Annotated in this window: 12 protein-coding genes; 4 read left to right on the top strand and 8 right to left on the bottom strand. The window is 68.9% G+C overall.

The annotated features are described in order from the left end of the window. Positions 1-74 precede the first annotated feature (74 nt). The 4 genes from FOB72_RS07185 to FOB72_RS07170 form a co-directional block, all read right to left on the bottom strand. Positions 75-1,046 carry a M14 family metallopeptidase gene (locus tag FOB72_RS07185; RefSeq protein WP_150371896.1) on the bottom strand — a complete coding sequence of 324 codons (972 nt, stop codon included), beginning with the start codon at positions 1,044-1,046 and terminating at the stop codon, positions 75-77. A gap of 14 nt (positions 1,047-1,060) precedes the next feature. Further along, on the bottom strand, positions 1,061-2,044 hold the full coding sequence (locus FOB72_RS07180; protein ID WP_150371895.1) for a Bug family tripartite tricarboxylate transporter substrate binding protein: 984 nt from the start codon (positions 2,042-2,044) through the stop codon (positions 1,061-1,063). A 136-nt stretch (positions 2,045-2,180) separates the two neighbouring features. Beyond that, entirely contained in the window at positions 2,181-3,113 is a 933-nt protein-coding gene (locus FOB72_RS07175) for a LysR family transcriptional regulator (protein WP_150371894.1), read from the bottom strand. Between the two features lie 65 nt (positions 3,114-3,178). Further along, a complete protein-coding gene (locus FOB72_RS07170; protein ID WP_150371893.1) occupies positions 3,179-4,753 on the bottom strand; it encodes a hypothetical protein in 1,575 nt (524 codons plus the stop codon). Between the two features lie 261 nt (positions 4,754-5,014). On the opposite strand from FOB72_RS07170, the gene FOB72_RS07165 reads away from it, so the two are divergent. After that, on the top strand, positions 5,015-5,962 hold the full coding sequence (locus tag FOB72_RS07165) for a LysR family transcriptional regulator (RefSeq protein ID WP_150371892.1): 948 nt from the start codon (positions 5,015-5,017) through the stop codon (positions 5,960-5,962). A 182-nt stretch (positions 5,963-6,144) separates the two neighbouring features. Beyond that, positions 6,145-9,282: a hypothetical protein gene (locus FOB72_RS07160; RefSeq protein ID WP_150371891.1), complete on the top strand. Its 3,138-nt coding sequence runs from the start codon at positions 6,145-6,147 to the stop codon at positions 9,280-9,282. An 8-nt stretch (positions 9,283-9,290) separates the two neighbouring features. Here FOB72_RS07160 and FOB72_RS32935 read toward each other — a convergent pair whose 3' ends face one another. Beyond that, entirely contained in the window at positions 9,291-11,435 is a 2,145-nt protein-coding gene (locus tag FOB72_RS32935) for a hypothetical protein (RefSeq protein WP_411859812.1), read from the bottom strand. Positions 11,436-11,479: 44 nt separating this feature from the next. Between FOB72_RS32935 and FOB72_RS07145 the strand changes: the two genes are divergently transcribed. Further along, positions 11,480-12,604 carry a hypothetical protein gene (locus FOB72_RS07145; protein ID WP_150371890.1) on the top strand — a complete coding sequence of 375 codons (1,125 nt, stop codon included), beginning with the start codon at positions 11,480-11,482 and terminating at the stop codon, positions 12,602-12,604. A 7-nt stretch (positions 12,605-12,611) separates the two neighbouring features. On the opposite strand, the gene FOB72_RS07140 is transcribed toward FOB72_RS07145, so the two are convergent. Both FOB72_RS07140 and FOB72_RS07135 read right to left on the bottom strand, forming a co-directional pair. Beyond that, positions 12,612-13,295: a hypothetical protein gene (locus FOB72_RS07140; protein ID WP_150371889.1), complete on the bottom strand. Its 684-nt coding sequence runs from the start codon at positions 13,293-13,295 to the stop codon at positions 12,612-12,614. Continuing rightward, positions 13,292-15,076: a zinc-dependent metalloprotease family protein gene (locus tag FOB72_RS07135; protein WP_150371888.1), complete on the bottom strand. Its 1,785-nt coding sequence runs from the start codon at positions 15,074-15,076 to the stop codon at positions 13,292-13,294. The genes FOB72_RS07140 and FOB72_RS07135 overlap by 4 nt, the downstream gene beginning before the upstream one ends. Positions 15,077-15,279: 203 nt before the next feature. Between FOB72_RS07135 and FOB72_RS07130 the strand changes: the two genes are divergently transcribed. Continuing rightward, positions 15,280-16,224: a Bug family tripartite tricarboxylate transporter substrate binding protein gene (locus FOB72_RS07130; RefSeq protein ID WP_223851451.1), complete on the top strand. Its 945-nt coding sequence runs from the start codon at positions 15,280-15,282 to the stop codon at positions 16,222-16,224. Between the two features lie 18 nt (positions 16,225-16,242). On the opposite strand, the gene prpR is transcribed toward FOB72_RS07130, so the two are convergent. Beyond that, the gene (prpR, locus tag FOB72_RS07125; RefSeq protein ID WP_150371886.1) at positions 16,243-18,147 is read right to left on the bottom strand and encodes a propionate catabolism operon regulatory protein PrpR; all 1,905 of its coding nucleotides are present in this window, start codon (positions 18,145-18,147) and stop codon (positions 16,243-16,245) included. Positions 18,148-18,150: the final 3 nt, after the last annotated feature.

Here is an 18,150-nt window from a genome sequence, read left to right as displayed (position 1 = left end):
ATGCCCGTGGGGCACGCTCCATTATTTGTTGTGCGGTGCAACTTAAGCAAGGGAGGCAAAGAGGGGGATGGCGGTCAGCGGTCGAGCCGCCCCAGCCGGACCACGGTGACGCCGGGCCGCAGTTGCCGCAGCGAAGGCATGACCAGCACGCAGTGGTCATAGGGCGTGACCACGGGCTGGCCGTCGCGCCAGGCGATGACGGCGCCGGCTTCGGCAAACGTCTCGAGACCGGTGTACGGGCCGGCAAAACGGAAATCCATGGTCGATGCGACCACGGGCTCCGTCACGCGGATCACGCGCTGGGCGGCCGGATCCGGGCGCAGCCAGCCGTCGGGCAGGTCCGCCGCCTCGACGATGCCGGACTGCAGCAGGAAGCGCGCGGTGCTGTCGCGCGCCACGTCCACGGCGCGCGTTTCCCAGTGCTGGCCGCATTCGACGAGTATCGCGTTGCGCGGGCTGGCGGGGTCGCCGAAGTCAGCGTAGTCGCGCATGCGGCGGCCTTCCGGGTGGCCTTCATCGACGATGATGTCGGCCGGCGCGCCGACCGCGCGGGCCAGGGCGATGCCCTTGTCGAGCGGGCCGGAGACGATCAGCGGCCGGCTTTTTTCGTGCATCGAATGCAGGTCCAGCAGCAGATCGACGGTATCGATCACGGGGCGCATGGCGCGCGCGCGGCGCAGTTCGGAGGAGTCGCGCGAGGTGTCGTCGAGCACGGCCGCGGTCCAGACGCGGTTGAAATCCTGATCGACGTAGCGCGACGCATCGGGGCGCGCGGCGTCGAAGCGCGCATAGGCATCGACGTTCGCGAACGAGAGGGTCAGGCGCCCGCGGCGCGGACGCAGGCCATGCGCGAGCAGACCCGCCACGGTAATGGCGCCGCAGACCTCGTTGCCGTGCGTCAGCGCGTTGACCATCACGTGGGGGCCGGGCGTGCCGCTGTCGAACGTGTGTACGTAGGGCACGCCGGTGTTGCCCGTCGCGTAGGGCCGGATGTCGGGGAATTCGACCTCTACGGGGTAGGCATCGAAGGGTTGTTGTTGCGTCATGGGAATCCTGTCTGTTATTCGCGGATATTGGCCGCCTGCACGATCGTGCGATAGCGGCCCGTCTCGCGTCGGACGAACCCGGCGAATTCCGTCGGCGAGCCGGGCTTGACCTCGACGCCGGCTTCCGCGAGCTTGCGGCGGACGTCGGGCATCGCGAGCACGGCCTGCATATCGGTGTTGAGGCGATCGATCACGGGCTTCGGCGTGCTGGCCGGCGCCATCAGGCCGAACCATACGCCCATGTCCACGCCCTTGAGCGCGGGTGTCTCGGCCAGTGCCGGCACGTTCGGGGCCACCGCCGAGCGTTTGGCTTCGGTCAGCCCATAGGCGCGCACGCGGCCGGCCTGGATATGCGGCAGCGCGGACGACAGCACCATCACCGCAAGGTCGATCTGGCCGCCGAGCAGGTCCGTCGACATCGCCGAGGCGCCCTTGTAAGGAACGTGCGTGATATTCACGCCGCCTTGCTGCTTGATCAGTTCGCCGGCCAGATTCAGCGGTGTGCCGATGCCCGACGAGGCGTACGACAGTTGACCGGGCTGCTTCTGCGCCAGCGAAATCAGCTCCGTCGCATCCTTGGCGGGCAGTTGCAGCTTGCCGACGAGCACCATCGGCTGCGTGCCGACGAATGTGATGGGCGCCAGGTCCTTCTCGCCGTCGTACCGCACGGCGGGGTTGGTCAGCCGCGCGATGGAGACTTCGCTGCCGGAGCCGAGCAGCAGGGTGTAACCGTCGGCTTCCGCCTTGACCACCTTCTGTGCGCCGATGGTGCCGCCGGCACCACCGAGGTTTTCGATCACCACGCTCTGGCCGAGGCGCTTGCCGAGCTCGGGTGCAATGGAGCGCGCCACGAGGTCGACGCTGCCGCCGGCGGTGTAGCCGACCACGAGCGTGATGGGCTTGGTGGGATAGGCGCCGGCCGCGCTGGCGGCGAGCGCGGCGCCGCTCAGCGTCGCGAAGAGGGAGGCGTGCAGGGCCTTGCGTAGCAGGGTCTTCATGATTTCTCCGGCAGGGATGTCGTGGTCGATGCACGGCGATGGTAGTGAGCATCGCGGCTTTTGGCGTGCGGCTTTGGCAACGGCACTTGCCGTTTCGGCAATGAGACGGAATGGTGCATGGCGATGCCCGGGACCCTCATGCCGCGATGGCGGCGCGCCAGAAGGTCTCGGCCAGCGGGCGCATGGCCGCGCGCGGGCGGTAAAGACGGATATCGAGGGCGAGATCGGCCGAGTTGCCCCCGTGGCTGTCGGCGCGCACGAGGCGTCCCGCGTGGAGGTCGTCGGCGATCAGCCGGGCCGGCAGCCACGCGAGGCCCATGTGCTGGCGCACCATCTCGTGCACCGATTCGGCGAAATCGCTGATGGCCACCGTTTCCAGCTGGGTCGCGAGTTTGCGGCGTGCAATCTCCTGATTGACCATGCGGCCCATGGTCAGCGTTTCCGCATAGGCGATGAACGGCACCGTTGCCGTCCTGGTTTTTCCGCCGCGGATCTGGAATGCCGCGCGCCCATTGGCATCGGCGGCCGCCACGCAGACCAGCCGTTCCACGCCCACCGCGTGGAACATATAGCTCGCGTCGTCGAGCATCACGGGCAGGTCGTGCGGGCTGTAGCACAGCAGGAAATCCGCATGCCCTTCGGTAAAGCGTTCGAGCGCGTCGTGCGTGGCATGGGTGGAAAGGCGCGTACGGAAGCCGTCGCCCACGGGATCGTCGCGCAGGGCATTGCGCAGGCCGGCGAGCCATGCCGGCACCATCGACCGCGCAAGCGTCTTGCCCGTGGCGATGGTCAGCGTGGTGGCGTCCGCGCGGTGCGCGGCGCGCAGGGCCAGACGGGTCTCGTCGAGCGTGCGCAGCGCGGATTCGGCGGCCTCGAGGAACTGCCGGCCCTCCGCGGTCAGCCGCACGGGATACGCGCTGCGGTCGATCAGCGGCGCGCCGGCCCACATTTCGAGCGCCTGGATGCGCCGGCCGAACGCGGGTGGCGTCACATTGCGCAACTCTGCCGCGCGCGCGAGGCTGCCGGCCTGCGCGAGGCAAATAAAGTCTTCCAGCCAGCGGATATGCATCGGAGATCGCGATCGGCATCGATGAGGTCAGATCGCGATCATAGACCGAACGTCGAGCGGGACGGTCAAACTTTTGTCAGATCGGCAATGGCCTTCGAACCCTGCATGGTCGTGTTGGCGAGTTGCTGGGCCTGCTGGATCAGCGTGCTCTGGAGCTGTACGTGGGCGATCGAATGCATGCCTTCCGCGCCGGGGGGCGGCGCCGACGGGGCGGGCGTTACGTCGCTTTGCGCGGGCGTGTCGGGGGACTGGCGGCGCGCCGCCTCGTCCTGCTCGCGCCGCGCCGCGATCACGGACACCGGCGCAGCCGCCTCGAAATGGCCGCCCATATCGACGACGATCACGTCGCGCCGATGCGTGTGATCGGGCCCCGTGGTCTCGATATGAATGGCGCCGGCGGCGTCGGAGACCGTGATCATGCGCAGCGGCCGTTCGAGCCCGAGGCTGTTGTTGATCAGCGAGACGATGGCCTTCGCGGTATCGCCATGCGCGGGCAGCTTGTCGCCGGACTTGATGCCCAGCGACGGATCCTGCTCGATGATCTCGCGGAACTGGTTGACGAGCGGGGCGTGGTCGCTGTCGTAGTCGCCCGTGGCATGCTGCATCAGCGAGATCAGCAGGCAATTGTTCGTTGCCCATTTCTCGTCCGCCGGCGGCGCGCCGTCGCGCGGCATCGGCTGGGTCTTTCCGCCATTCGGTATCAGCGTCATGTCGTGGGCGGCCAGCACATTGGCGATGCGATCGGTGCGCGTTGCGCCGGCCGACAGCTCCTCGAGGTACGCCGTCTCGTTATCGTCATAGACCGCGGTGCGGATGTCCGGATCGAGGTCTTGCCATGGCGTGATCTCGGTCTCGAGCGAAGGGATGTCGCGCAGGCCCTTGAGCGCGTACGCGACCGAGCGCTGTTCTTCGTGGACCCGGGCGGGGTCGATGCCGCGCAGGCCCGGCGTGGCGTCCTGCATGCTGAGCGCGATGGCGTGATCGATGGCGCGCTGCTCGCGCGGGTCCAGCGCGTGGGCGGGGCCAGCGGGGTGCGCTTCGGGCTCGTGGCTCGCCGCCTGCATGCTGGCGGCGATCTGGTTGAGCCGCGCGTGCAGCTCCATGCCGATGGGGTCGTCATACGGCGGGGGCTGCAGATGCCACGGGATGTCGGCCGGCGGCGGGGCGGGCCGCTGGAACGTGGACTGGGGCCGGGATGGGTGCGCGAAGCCCGGTGGCGGATGATCGGGCGGCGCGTAGGACGGCGCGTGGGGGGGCGCGTGTGGGGGCGCGTGTGGGGGCGCGTGTGGGGGCGAGTACGGCGGCGGCGGGTCGTACTGTTCGTGGGGCGCCGCATCGGGCCGATAAGGGGGCGGCGGCTCCTCGTACCGCTGGAAGCCCGACATGCCCTGCGCATACGGATTGAAGCCCGCGCCGTGGGCCTGCGGCGGCGGGCCGTGCGGGCGCCGGACCGGCTGCGGCACCTGCACCTGCACCGCGGTAAATGCGGACAGGCCGGCGTCGGCATACACACGCTTAGCGTAGTGCTTGGCGAGCCCCCGTACCAGTGGCTGGACGATTCTCGGGACCTGGCTCGCGACCTGATCGGCGGCGGCGTCCGCGAGCGTGTACGGTCTGACGCGAAAGGTATTGGGGGGCATGTACGAGCCTCGCTGTCCGGGGACGCCCAAATGGGCAATGGGCGCCACGGCGTCCGCCGCACGATGCCTTGGACGCTCTGCCAGCGTAATGGCGCGGGGCCTCTGGCGCGCGCCCGCGCTTCGTTCATGGCGCGGCGTCTTCGTATTTCTTCGTTTGCCGGCCGGACAGGTGCCCGCCACGGGAAAATCCCGCATACTCCCAGCGAGTTGCGGCGCTCCGTTCAGCGCTCAGTTCTGATCCCCCCCGCTTCCCATGAACCCATGAACACCCGCTTTCTCGAAACGCTGCTCTCGCTGGCGCGCTCGGGAAGCATTCGCGCCACCGCGCGCGAACTGCATGCCACGCCCGCCGCCATTTCCTCGCGCATCAAGGCGCTCGAAGCCGAACTCGGCGTCTCGCTCGTCGATCGCGGCAGCAGCCAGTTCCGGCTCAGCGACGATGGCGAGCGGCTGCTCAATCATGCGCGAGAGGTCGTGCACGCCGCGCGTACGCTGCAGCTGGCCGCGCAACGGGGCCAGCAGATCTCGGGGCGGCTGCGGCTCGGCGTCGTCGAGACCGTGGTGCATAGCTGGCTGCCGAACTTCGTGCGCGCGCTGGAAACCGACTATCCGGAGCTCGTCGTGGACCTGACCGTCGACGCCACCGCCGTGCTCGGCCCGCGCCTGCTCGCGGGCGAGCTCGACCTGGTGGCGCAGGTGGAGAGCGCGATCGATCCCTCCATCGTCGCGCAGCCGCTCGCGCGCTACCCGGTGCGCTGGATCGCGCGGCGCGACATGCTCGCCGAGGCGGACGGCACGGACCAGATGGACGATCGCGTGCGGGCGATGCTGCGGCATCCCGTGCTGACGTTCGGCCGCGGTACGCTGCCCCAACTCGCCGTCGATGCGATGGTCAGCGGCCTCGCCAGCGAGCACGGCGTGCCGCTCTCGCAAACGCGCGTCACCTGCATGCCGTCGGTGGCCGCGATGATCCATCTGCTGCGCGATGGCTACGGTGTGGCCGCGGTGCCGAGCCTGCTCGTCGCGGAGTACCTGGATACCGGCGAGCTCGTCGAGCTGCCGATGCTGCCGTCGCCGCCACCGATCGTGATCGCACTCTATCGGCGCGACGATGCGCGCGTGGCCGTGCACGCGGCGGCGGCAGTGGCGCGCGAGGTGTGCAGCCAGTATTGCGACGCCTTGCCCGCGGCATTGATCGAGGCGTCATGAGGGCGCCTTCGGCGCGGGCGGTATCGTTTCGCATTGCGCCGTCGCGCGGAGACTGCGCTCCCTACCATTGCCGGTAGCACTCAAGGCTAGCGGCATTGGAACGCTGGCCCGTGATGAGTTGCCGGAAATTTGCGGAGCACGCGATGGTCAGGAGCGCAACGGATAACCCAGGACACGTTCAATTGCATCTGGTGGGCAACCAGCCCGACGCGCCGGATATCACGCCGGGAACGCGGCCGCCATTACCGACGCGCAAGGAACCGTCGGCGGTGCTGCGGTGCCTGCAGCCGCGGATGGGGCCGGTCAACACGGCCAGCGTGCACGCGCGCACGTCGCTCAAGGCGACCACGGCCCAGGCGCGCGCGGCGAGTGCCGACCCTTTCGCCGACGAAAATGCCACCGCGCCCGTGCTCACCGGCCCGTTCCGGCGCGGCACGCTGAAGGCGGCGAACGGTTTGCTGACCGAGGGCCAGAGGCCGGCAGCGGAGCACGATGTCACCGCGCTGTTCGATCTGCACGCGTTCTTTCCGGATGCGCAAGCCACCCAACCCCCGCAACCCTCGCAGGTCGCATCGTCGTCCGCCACCCCGCGTGAGCAACTGCAGCGCGCGCTCGGCGCATGCTGTCCCGGCGATACGGGCCGCATCGCGGGCATGGCGCTCGCCGCCGTCTGCGATCGCGATGCCCCGCGCGCGCTCAGGGCGCTGAACGTCCTGCGCCACGGCGAGGCGAGCACCACCGACGAAGGCGCGCGCGCCGACGCGTTTGCCGCGGCCTGCCATCTCAGCACGACGGGGGCGGGCCTCGATATCCTGCGCGCGCTCTCGGGGACGGGCGGGGCGGGCGAACTGTCCGCGCGCGAGCACGCGATTCAGGAGCAGGCCGAAATGACCGCGCATCAGGCCGCGGAGCGACTGCTGGCCGCGTGGCCGCCCGGCGTGTCGCGGCCGAATTCGCTGCGCGAGCTCGCGCATGTGTGCAATCTGCTGACGAATGCGGGGTGTGGCGAGCATCTGGAGGGCGATCTGCGTTCCGACTTCGAGCGTCAGTCGGAGACGCACGAGGGCGCCTCGCTGCTCAGCAACACGGACCGGACGGAACTCGTGCCCGAACTGACCGGGAGTCCGCTGGCGCGGGAGGGCAACGCGGCGCGCGCGCTGCTGGCCGCCGTCATGCTGCGCGAGAACCCGGGCCTGGACCTGCATGCACGACATCCGGACCTCGCACTGCCGTACCTCGCGGGACGCAATCGGATCTATGACCAGGAAGCGATCGACGAGATTGGCGAGCGTCTGTTCAAGATGCTGACCTACGCCGACCGCGCGGCGGAGGGGGCGGTGCCGAACCCCGCCCGCGCGCTCCTGGGCAAGGACAAGAACCCGCTGCATGCGCTGCAGAACGGCACCGGTGGCCAGCTGATGCGCGAGCCCGAGGCCGACTTCGCGGATGTGGCGACCGCGGTGCGACGCGTCGCTACCGCCATCGATGGCACGCTCGCTGGCGGCAGGGGCGGCCCGCGCGTCTCGGACGCGCACTTCAACGCCGCGCTCCGCTCGGCGATCCTCGATCAGTGGGTCACGCAGATCGGCGAGAACGGCTGGCAGGATCGCACGCCCATTCCGCTGACGGCGGACTCGCCGGTCATGGCGCGCGTCATGGAGGTCCTGCATCTGGACGCGCGCCAGTTGTCGGCATGCTGCGCGCGGCAGACGATGGGCTGGGTGAACGAAGGCTTTGTCATGACGTCCGTCAAACTGCGGGCGTGGGCCGACAACGTGCGGCCCCCCGAGGGAGACCCGGCGCGCATGGAGATGGACGCGGGCCTCGCGCATGTGGACCACATGAACAACCGCGGCGACATTTTTCCCGAACATGGCGCAACGTCCGACGACTACCTGATGGCCGTGCGGCGCACGCTGGCGCTGTCGCGCATGACCTACGGCGTGCGCGCGAGCGAGCGCCGGGAAGTCGGGGTCAACGCCAACGTCAACATTCTCGCGCGCCCCGGCGTGCCGGTGTTGGCCGCCGGGCCCGCGCTCAGGCTGGCGGGCCGCTTTGGCGCGGAGGTCTATGCCGGTTCGAATGCACTGGCCGGCGCGCTCGAGGTGACCACGCAGCGTGGGGTCACGGGCTGGGCGGGGCTGTCCGGCGTGGCCTCGTGGACGCCGACGAAGTGGTTCGGCGGTTCGGTGGCGGGCACGTTGCTGCCGGTGGTCGCGGACTATACGAGTTCCGAGGGCGCGGCCATCCGCACGCGCTTCACCCCAGGCGATCTCGAGTCCTGGCGCACGACGCTGCTGGGTGCGTTCGATTCCATGTACGGCGTCACGGAGGCCGCCAATCCGGGCGCGCATGCGACGATCGAGCGTCCCGCGGACGCGGCGACGCTGCTCGACAACCTGGCCGCCACGCATGCCACCGCGCCGGACCTGTCCATCGGGCGCGTGGCGGGCAGTACCGTCAATGTCGGCATGTCGCTGGGCGCGACCGGCGCCGCGCGCTTTCGCGACCCCAGGGCAAAGGACACCACGCGCGGCGGTATCAGCGGCGCGATCACGCAGACGGTCACCGCGTTCTCGCGACGCAGGGCCAAGGATCAGGACGGTGGGCTGGGCACGCTCGTCATGAACAGCAACAGCAATACCAATACGTCGGTAAGCGGCGGGGTGAGCGTGGCACCGCCCGCCTCCGGCACCACGTATGGCAGCGCGGTGTTCACGCCGATCAACCTGCTGAGCGCCTCGGCCGTGATGCTGCCGGTGTCGCGCGGCGGCACGCTGCGGTTCTCGATGGACAACGGCAAGGTCGCGCCGACGACCGTGTACGACCATGAGTTCGCCGACTATGACGACTTCGTGCAGTACGTGGATAGCCGCCGCGACGAGTGGCTGCAGTGGACGCGCGCCGAGGCGGATGACCAGCCGGGTGCCACCAGCAGCGCCGAGGCGCGCCTCGACGACTACCTGGCACGTGTGCGCGGCGGGGTGGACAACGGCAGGCTCCTGCTTGCCGAGCGCGTCGTGATTCAGCCGGCCGCGCGTGCGCGCATGGACCAGTTGCTGGCCGCGTTTTCCTACGCGGAAGCGCTGCCGCCCGCGCAGCGCGACGAGCGACGCGCCGCGTTGCGCGCCGAGCTCGATGCCGTGGCGGTCGCGCCCGATAGCTGGGGGCCGCGCTTCCTGTACGTCAACGAGGTCAATGGCGAACGTACCGAGCTGGGCCTCAACTACTGGATCGACGCGGTGGTCACGCAGGAAGTCTCCACGTCCCGGCAGACCAGCGCGTACCGGGCGCGGGATACCGTGCACGTGCCGAGCTAGGGCCAGGGCTACCCGGCGGCGGCGAGCAGATCGGCCGTATGTACCATCAGTCCGCGGATCTGGCGCAGCAGCGGGTATTGATGGAGCACGGCCGACCATCGCGGTGAGGTCAGCAGCTGCTCCCAGACCGGTTCCAGCATGGACACCGCCGGGTTCTTGCCATCGGTGATGGCGCCTGCGTAGTCGAGGCTGGCCTGGGCCGATAGCAACTGCATGCGGCTGGCCGCGCCGAGTACGCGGGTAGCGGGTTCGGTTTGGGTGTCGCAGCAGTAGAGCACCGTGTTCGCGAGGTCTGGGTCATGGCTTCGCTCGATGTCGCCGAGGGCGTGCAGGGACTCACCGTGCAGCCGCACCGTGCCTTCGTGCGTGTGGAATGCGTAGGTCTGCGTGGCATCGGCGTGGCCGAGCAGGCGGAGTCCGCGCAGCAGCCGCGGGAAGTCTGACGTGGCGGCCTCCACGGAGGCCTTGACCTCGAGCAGCAGGCAGATGTCCCAGACGGGCGGGTCCTGTGCGTCCGCGCGGGGTCGCTGCCGCAGCAGCACGACGTCCCATTCGCTCTTGGCGCGCTCGTGGCTGGCGGGAATCGTCGCGGGGACGCGCATCGAGGTGACGACGCGGTAGGACATACCGGCATCGAGCCGCCGGGCAATGGCATCGAGCGCGCGCGCGGCGGCAGCCTCCGCCGCGGCGCCCCGCTCGCGCGATGCGACGCCGGCCGATGTGGCCATGGGGCTGCCGGCGCTGGGACCATGCCGTGACCAGAGGGCGCGATAGGCTTTCACGGAGGGGTCCGACGTTAGCGCATCGAGCCGCTGCAATCGGGCGAGGGCGGGGTGGGCGAGCAGCTTCTGGAGGCCCGGGCCAATGGAGCCATCGCCGGTAACGCCGGTAACGCCGACCTCGGCGACCGTGCCGACCGCGCCGACCTCGCCGACCTCGCCGACCGCGCCGACCGCGCCGACCGCGCCGACCGCGCCGACCTCGCCGACCTCGCCGACCTCGCCGACCGCGCCGACCTCGCCGACCTCGCCGACCGCGCCGACCGCGCCGACCTCGCCGACCGCGCCGACCGCGCCGACCGCGCCGACCGCGCCGACCGCGCCGACCGTGCCGGCCTCGCCGACCGCGCCGACCTCGCCGACCGCGCCGACCTCGCCGATCGCGCCGGCCTCGTCGACCGCGCCGACCTCGCCGACCTCGCCGACCTGGCCGACCTGGCCGACTGCGCCGACCGTGCCGGCCTCGCCGACCGCGCCGACTGCGCCGACTGCGCCGACCGTGCCGGCCTTGCCGGCCGCGCTGACCGTGCCGACCGTGCCGACCGTGCCGACCGTGCCGACCGCGCCGACCGTGCCGGCCTCGCCGACCGTGCCGGCCTCGCCGACCGTGCCGGCCTCGCCGACCGTGCCGGCCTCGTCGAGCGCGCCGTCTGCGCCGTCTGAGGCGGCCGTCCCGTCTGCGCCGTCTGAGGCGGCCGGCCCGGCTGCGCGATCTGCGGCGGCCGGCTCGGCTGCTCGATCTGCGGCGGCTGGCCCGGCTGTGCCGGGCGCATGGTAACCGTCATGCCCGGCAAGCAGCCGCCGCGCCGTCTTCTCCATCGCGTGCCAGTCGCCATGGGCCGCGGCGTCGTGCAGCTGCGCGAGTGTCGTGCGCAGGCTATCGTCGGCCGTGCGTTGCCGCCGCCCCGGATGCGCCACCGCGTTGACGGCGGTCCGTAACTGGCGCCGGTCCTGCTCCGCATGCGTGGAGAGCGATGCATACTCACGGACGCGCGGATTGCGATGCCGCAGCATCATCGCCCGAAACACCGGGTCGCCCGCATCGTCGCACAATGCCTGGCGCACGAGCCCGGCAAGCGCGTCGAGGAACCGCGCCTTCGCGGCATGGAGCGCGTCCATCCCACCCGCGTCGGTGCGAGCGAGCGCCACGCGCGCCTGCTCGATCGCTAGCGCGATCTCCATGGCCGGTGTCCGCGCCGCGGCCGCCAGCGCGGAGAGGCCCGGCAGCCGGTAGCGGCGGGCCACGGTGTGCAGCAGACGGTCGAGGGGCGGCGGAGCGGGCATGGCCGGCGGGATGGCAGCAAGATCCCGCAGCATAGCCGAGCCCGGTGACGCAGGCGCGGCTTTACCTGCGTCGCCGGCCGGTTGTATCATGACTTCTCAGAACATTTGAGAAGTATCAATTTCCGTGAGAAGCCATGAGAAGCCGTGACACGTTGCCCGAGGACCCCTGGCATTTTCCGCGGCCCGACCTCGCCGATGCCTATCTGCAGGCCTTCGAACTCAAGCTCTCCGCCGCGCGCGGCCTGTTTGCGCGCCGCCGCATGGGCAAGACCGAGTTTCTGCGGCAAGACCTGATACCTGCCGCGCTGGCGCGTGGCTATCTCACGGCCTACACCAATCTGTGGGACCGCCGGACCTCGCCCGAGGTGGCGCTCGTTGCCGCGCTCGGCGAGGCATTGGAGCCGAAAGGGGCGGCGGCAGTCCTGTCGCGGCTGCGCGGCCCGGTCAGGAAACTGAAGGCAGGCGCGAAGTTACCTGGCGGACTCGAGGGTACGCTCGAAGCCGAGCTCGGCAAGGCCAGCACCGACAGGACCAGCGCGCTGCACGAGGTATTGAAGCAGCTGGACGGCGCAAAGAAAACCCTGCTGCTGGTCATCGACGAAGCCCAGGTCCTCGCACGCGCCGACCACAGCGATTTCGCGCACGCCCTGCGCGCCGCGCTCGATATCCGCAAGGACCGCATCAAGGTCATTTTCGCCGGGAGTTCCGAGACGACGCTGCGCGCGATGTTCGCAAGGGCCTCGGAGCCGTTCTACAACTGGGCCCCGCTGGAGCCGTTCCCGCTGCTCGGCGACGAGTTCGTGGCCTACAGCGTCAGGCTGCTCAACAGCATGGCGCGCAACAAGCTCACGCTGGAGCAGGGACGCCGCGCGTTCGAAGCCCTGCACCGCACGCCCGAGTTCTTCAAGCGATTCATCGAGCGGTACATGCTCTATCAAACGCAGGGCGACGCCGCGGCGCTGGCCCACACCAAGGCGTCCGTGTTCTCGGACGAGCATTCGCTGCAGCAATGGCAGGAGATCCGGGCCGCGGACCGGGCCATCCTGTACCTGATCGCGCGCGGCGAGCCCGACCTCCACTCGGCCGCGACGCTGGAAAAGCTGGGTGCCATGCTCGGCAAGCCGGCCACGCGCAATACGGCGGCGCATGCACTACGGCGACTCATGGCGGACAACGTCGTCACACGCCTGTCGATGGGCGATTACCGCATCGAAGACGAGGCCTTTGCCGAATGGATCCGCAGACGGCCCGAGGCGTAGCCAACGCTCAATGCGGGGCGTCGACGGTATCGTGCACGAGCCGCGCGGCGTCCTGCGCGTGGGAGCGTATCCATCCCACGCCGTTCGTCGCTTCGATGGTGAAGCCGCCGCCGGCGGCGTGGAAGTTGCCGACGGTATAGCGATCCGATAGCGATTGCGAAATGGAGAACCGCGCGGGCGGGTCGGTATCGGCAATCGTGCCTTCCCACCGGGAGAAGCCGTTCTCCGTGGCCACATGCTCGATCGTTCCCGTAACGTCCCCTGCGCCGGGGACGTCGAGGCGGATGGTGTCGCCGGGCAGTCTGGTCTCGAGGACGAAGGGGTCGAGTGTGACCCATGTCCGGTCGTCGGAGACACCGCGGGTGGCCGCGGCAATCTCCTGCGCGGACATCGGCGTGGCGAGCAGCGTCTTGCCGATGGCCGCGCGGAGGTCGTCGGCATGCTGGCGGAGCGTCGGGTCGTCACGGTAGTGGAGCACCTGCTCGAGTCTGGCCGAGCGGTCGGCGTCCGTCGGTTCGTCGGGGAGGGTGGGGCCGATTTCGCGTGGGCCATCCACGGTGCGCACCGGCACATCCGATGTGCGAGGGACTGCGGTGTCCGGTGCGCCGGGCCGCATGGCCAGCCACGCGGCGAGGCTTGCCAGCAGGCCCAGGGCGAGGGCGAACGTCGCAAGGCGTGGTGACCTGCTCATCGGAAGGCAGCGATCTCTTGCGACCGCTCGTTGATGACGCGGACGGCGTCGATCTGGTCCGGAATGCCGAGCGGCTCGCCTGTAATCGGGTGGAGGATGTGTGGGGTGCTGTAGTAGGGGATGGCGTTACCGCCCATGACGGTGCCGTGAAGGGTGTTGCCGACAGCGTAGCGGGGATTGGCATAGCGTTCGCCGCCGTGCGATAGCCCAAGGTTGTGCCCGAGCTCGTGGCGCATGACAGTGGTCCCGCAGGCCAGAGAACCCGTCCCGACCATGCTGAAGCTGTTGGGGCGGACATAGGCCAGGCCGCATCCGGCTTCCGTCCCTTCATAGTAGATGGCATCGGCCTTGCGGTCGCGCAGCTCGGCCTGGATATCGGGGTCGAAGCGGATGGCGGACAAGGCCTGGCCAAGCGTGGTGCCGCCATTCCGGACCGTACGGCGTACGACCGCGACAGGGTTGTAGTAAAGGTTCGCCTTCGCGTTCTCGAGCGCCTCGTTCGTCAGGCGCAGGCCTTCATACAAGCGCATCCGCATCGCCTGATCGCCGAGCCGTTGGGCTGCGGCATCGCTGTACACGAGCAGGATATCGACCACATGCGTACCCGTGTCCCATTTGCCCTCGTTGAAGGTGAACCTGACGGTATCCCCCGTCTTGATATGACGCGGCGTCGCGCTCGTCGCGCTACGTACCGCGAACGGCCATGCCGCGGTGCTGCGGACCACAATGGCATCGCCCGGATTCGCGGTTTGCGGGAGGACGAGTTCACGCGCCCAGTTGGCATCCCCCGCGAGCACGTCCGTGATGGGCGTCGTCGGCTGCGGTATCACGCCCTGAGGCAGGTGCTTTACCAGCAGTAGCCTTCTCGGGTGCGATGTCATCTTCCATGCCGATTCGGCCTTGACGTACGTGAAATCGTACCGCTGGCCCGTGGCGATACGCACGGCATGTCGCGGGTTGGCCGCGTCCGGTAGCAATGTGGCGGGCCACGTGGCCTGCGAGGTGAACACGATGCGGTCGCGATCGCTGGCGCTCGCCGGCAGTGCAATGGACGGCGTCCAGTTGCCGTCGGCGAAACGGACCTCCGTGACCGGCGCGGTGGGATGCGGCAGACGCCCGGCGACCGTGCGTGCCTGCACGATCCGCCGCGCGGTCCTCAGCGGCATCCAGCGGCCGCGTGCCTTGCTGAACTGGAACAGGTATGCGTCGCCATGCTGAAGCCTGAGCGAACTCGGAAACAATGCATGCGCCGGGTCGATGGCCGATGGCCACGTCGCTGCCGAACGAATCAGCACGAGCGCGCCGTCGGTGGCGTCGGCAGGCAGCCGGACCTTGCCGGTCCAGTCGCCATCGCGGAGCTCATAGAGCGAGACGAATGCATTGGGGGCGGACGCGACCATATCGCTGCCGCCTCTCGGCGATTGAACCGGTGCCACGACTGTCCAGACATTCCCGTCCTTCCGGTATCGGAACGAAATCTGGTTACCCGCATGAAGCGTGAGCGAGTCGATGCCAAGGTCGGTGTTTCGGGTCAGTAAGGTGGTCGGGTACGCCGCCGACGTGGCGATGTGATACTGGATGCCATCACGGGGATGGCGGTCCGGCAGACGCACCACCGGTGTCCACATGCCATCCGCAAGCGTCAGTCGCGCGTCGGCATCCGACACGGGAATCGTATTTTCCCTCAGGTCGGCGGGCGAGAAGCTGACCGCCATGCCCGGTCCAGTCCATGCCAGGCAAGCCCACAATGCCGCGCGCGCCACCAGGGTCCGATGCAACATGCCGTACTCCCTTTGTCATTGACGATGAGCGAGTCTAGGAGCGCAAGGCAGCCGCCTTCGATGAATTGACAATACTTTTGGACGGCACCGCACCGCATTGATGCATCTTTCATGGCATGCAAGTTGCTGCAGGAGTGGCGCCGACTACTCTCATGGTGCGTGGAATGAACCGAACACTCCGACAGCTTGCCGCAGCAGGTGCAGTGCTTGTTTCCCTCTTTTCGCTCGCGTCGTTCGCGCATGCGCAGGAGAAATGGCCGACACGGCCCGTGAAGATCGTCGTGCCGTTTCCCGCGGGCGGAGGTACCGACAGCATCGCGCGCCTTCTGGGCGAGCGGATGGCGCTGGAGCTCAAGACGCCCGTGCTGATCGAGAACCGCCCTGGTGCGGGGGGCATCATTGGTGCGCAGACCGCGGCCAATGCGCCGGCCGATGGTTATACGGTGCTGCTGGGTTCGAACAGCACGCTCGTCAGCAACCGGTTCCTCTACTCGAAGCTGCCCTACAACCCCGACAACTTCGAGCCCATCGGCGAGGTGGGCGTGCAGTCGCTCGTGCTCGTCGTCAATAGCTCGATGCCCGTGAACACGCTGGCCGAGTTCGTGGCGTATGCCAAGGCGCATCCTGGCAAGGTCAACTACGCATCGTTCGGGCAGGGCACCACCTCGCATCTGGCCGGGGAGATGTTCAAGCAGACCGCCGGCATCGATATGGTCCACGTGCCGTTCAAGGGCGCCGCCGAGGCGATTCCGGCCCTGATGGCCGGCAGCGTCGACGCCTACTTCGATACGATCGTCTCCAGCCTGCCGCATATCAAGAGCGGCAAGTTCCGCGCGCTGGGCGTAACGACGCCCAAGCGTTCGTCGGCGATGCCTTCGCTCGCGACCATTGCCGAGCAGGGTTATCCTGGCTTCGAGATGTACCCGTGGTACGGCATGACGGTGCTCAAGGCCACCCCGAAGGATGTCCAGCAAAAGCTCCGTACCGCGCTCGCGACCAGCCTGGCCGATGCCGACCTGCGCCGGCGCCTGACCGAGAGCGGCACCGAGGTGAACTACGCCGACGCGCCCGAATTTGCCGCACTGATCCGCAACGACAGCGTCAATATCGAGAAGCTGGTGAAGACGGTGGGCATCGCCGTGCAGTGAGCGCGATAATCAGCCGCGCTAGTCCTCGCGTAGCCATCGCCAGAGCGTCGCGCGACTGATGCCGAGCTCGCGCGCGGCTTCCTGCCGGTTGCCGCCGCATGCATCGAGCACCTCGCGCGCGCGATCGCGCTGTGATGCGGGCGCGGGTGCCGGCGCCCCGGCACGCTGGTGGAGGCCCGGCTGCGGCACCGCGTCTTCATAGAGCTCCGCGCAATCGTGCCGCAGCTCGCGGAAGTCGATCTCGTCCTCGTCGTGCCACTGCGAGAAGAACACCGCCATGCGGTCGCAGATATTCTCGAGCTCGCGCACGTTGCCCGGCCACGGAAACGCCGACAGCCGCGGCAGCACCTGCGTCAGCAATCGCGCGGCGTCGAGTGACGACCCGAGCCTGCCGAGGCTGCGGCGCAGCAACGCCTCCGCCAGCGGCGCAATATCTTCGGGCCGCTCGCGCAATGCGGGCAGATGCAGATGCAGCGTGTTGATCCGGTAATAAAGGTCCTGCCGGAACTGCCGCGTGGCGACGAGTTCGCGTAACGGCTGGTGCGTGGCCGCAATCACGCGCACGTTCACCGGAATCGGCAGCGCGCCGCCCAGCCGCACGATCTCGCGCTCCTGCAGCACGCGCAACAGCCGCGTCTGCAGTGACACGGGCATATCGCCGATTTCGTCGAGAAACAGCGTGCCCGTATGCGCGGCCTCGAACAGCCCGCGCTTGCCGCCGCGGCGCGAGCCCGTGAAGGCGCCTTCGTCGTAGCCGAACAGTTCGCTCTCCAGCAGGGACTCGGGAAACGCCGCGCAGTTGATGGCGACGAAGGGCCGCGCGGCGCGCGCGCTCGCGTTGTGAATGGCCTGCGCGAACAGTTCCTTGCCCACGCCGCTCTCGCCGGAGAGCAGAATCGTCAGGTCGGTGCGCGCGAACCGCTGCGCCGTGGCGGACGCGCGCCGGAACGGCTCGCTGCGGCCGATCAGACTGTCGAAGCTATGGCGCGCGGTGGGCTGCCGGTGACGCTGCTGGCTGCGCAGGCTGGCATCGGCATCGTGGATCGTGCGCGCATCGTAGAGCGTGATGGCCGCGCCGACGATCTGCCCGTGCTCGCGAATCGGCGTGCGATTCACGATCCAGTCGCGCTGCGCGAGGCGCATGACCGCGGCACGGTCCTGCGCGCCGGTCTCCAGCGTATGCGCGAGCGACAGCGCCGGTTCGATCGTCTCCAGCGATTGCCGTAACAGCTGCGCCTGCGGCCGGCCGAGCAGCTTCTCCATCGGCGGATTGAGCGCGACGATACGATGATCGCGATCGACGGCCAGTACCGCCTCCTGGAGGTTGTGCACCACGCCGTTCAGTTGCTCGTATCGGCTGGCTTCCTGCCGTGCCGCGCGCGCGAGTTCGATGGCGTCCTCCACGCCCTGGCGCACGGCCGCCAGCGAATAGGCGAGATGTCCCTGCATCCCGTATTGCTCGGCAAACTCGAGTACCAGGCTCGAACCCACCACGACTTCATAGCGATCGCGCGCAAGCAGCGCGAAGCAATGGCGCGCCTCGTCGGGGGTGCGGTACGCATACTGCGCCACCTCGATATTGAGCAGGTCCCTGATGGCATCGAGCTCGGGAATCGGCGCGCCGTACATCACCACGCCCACGCGGTTGGAAACGCGGCGCGCGTTCATCAGCGCGAGCAGCAGGTCGAAGCCGCTGAGCTTGATGGTGGCCACGGGGGCGCGCAACGCGGTACGCAGGATGGTCGCGTTGGCCCCGGCGCTGATAAAGGCGTCGGCCGTGCCCAGCCGCATGCGCTCGCGCGCAAACGTCAGCGCCGCGTCGAACGAGCCGTTGACGACCTCGATATCGGCGCGGTCCGCATATTCGTCGAGCACGGTCATCGCGAAATGGCTCAGATGACGGTAGCTGATAAAGCGTTGCATGGA

Source organism: Cupriavidus pauculus (assembly GCF_008693385.1).
GTDB lineage: Bacteria > Pseudomonadota > Gammaproteobacteria > Burkholderiales > Burkholderiaceae > Cupriavidus > Cupriavidus pauculus_D.
The sequence above is the reverse complement of the archived record's forward strand: the minus strand, read 5'-3'. Positions and strand labels throughout refer to the sequence as shown.

Excerpts from the sequence above, each read along its gene's own strand:
- FOB72_RS07185 (WP_150371896.1), bottom strand. The coding sequence starts at position 1,046 with ATGACGCAACAACAACCCTTCGATGCCTACCCCGTAGAGGTCGAATTC.
- FOB72_RS07180 (WP_150371895.1), bottom strand. The coding sequence starts at position 2,044 with ATGAAGACCCTGCTACGCAAGGCCCTGCACGCCTCCCTCTTCGCGACG.
- FOB72_RS07175 (WP_150371894.1), bottom strand. The coding sequence starts at position 3,113 with ATGCATATCCGCTGGCTGGAAGACTTTATTTGCCTCGCGCAGGCCGGC.
- FOB72_RS07170 (WP_150371893.1), bottom strand. The coding sequence starts at position 4,753 with ATGCCCCCCAATACCTTTCGCGTCAGACCGTACACGCTCGCGGACGCC.
- FOB72_RS07165 (WP_150371892.1), top strand. The coding sequence starts at position 5,015 with ATGAACACCCGCTTTCTCGAAACGCTGCTCTCGCTGGCGCGCTCGGGA.
- FOB72_RS32935 (WP_411859812.1), bottom strand. The coding sequence starts at position 11,435 with ATGATACAACCGGCCGGCGACGCAGGTAAAGCCGCGCCTGCGTCACCG.
- FOB72_RS07145 (WP_150371890.1), top strand. The coding sequence starts at position 11,480 with ATGAGAAGCCGTGACACGTTGCCCGAGGACCCCTGGCATTTTCCGCGG.
- FOB72_RS07140 (WP_150371889.1), bottom strand. The coding sequence starts at position 13,295 with ATGAGCAGGTCACCACGCCTTGCGACGTTCGCCCTCGCCCTGGGCCTG.
- FOB72_RS07135 (WP_150371888.1), bottom strand. The coding sequence starts at position 15,076 with ATGTTGCATCGGACCCTGGTGGCGCGCGCGGCATTGTGGGCTTGCCTG.
- prpR (WP_150371886.1), bottom strand. The coding sequence starts at position 18,147 with ATGCAACGCTTTATCAGCTACCGTCATCTGAGCCATTTCGCGATGACC.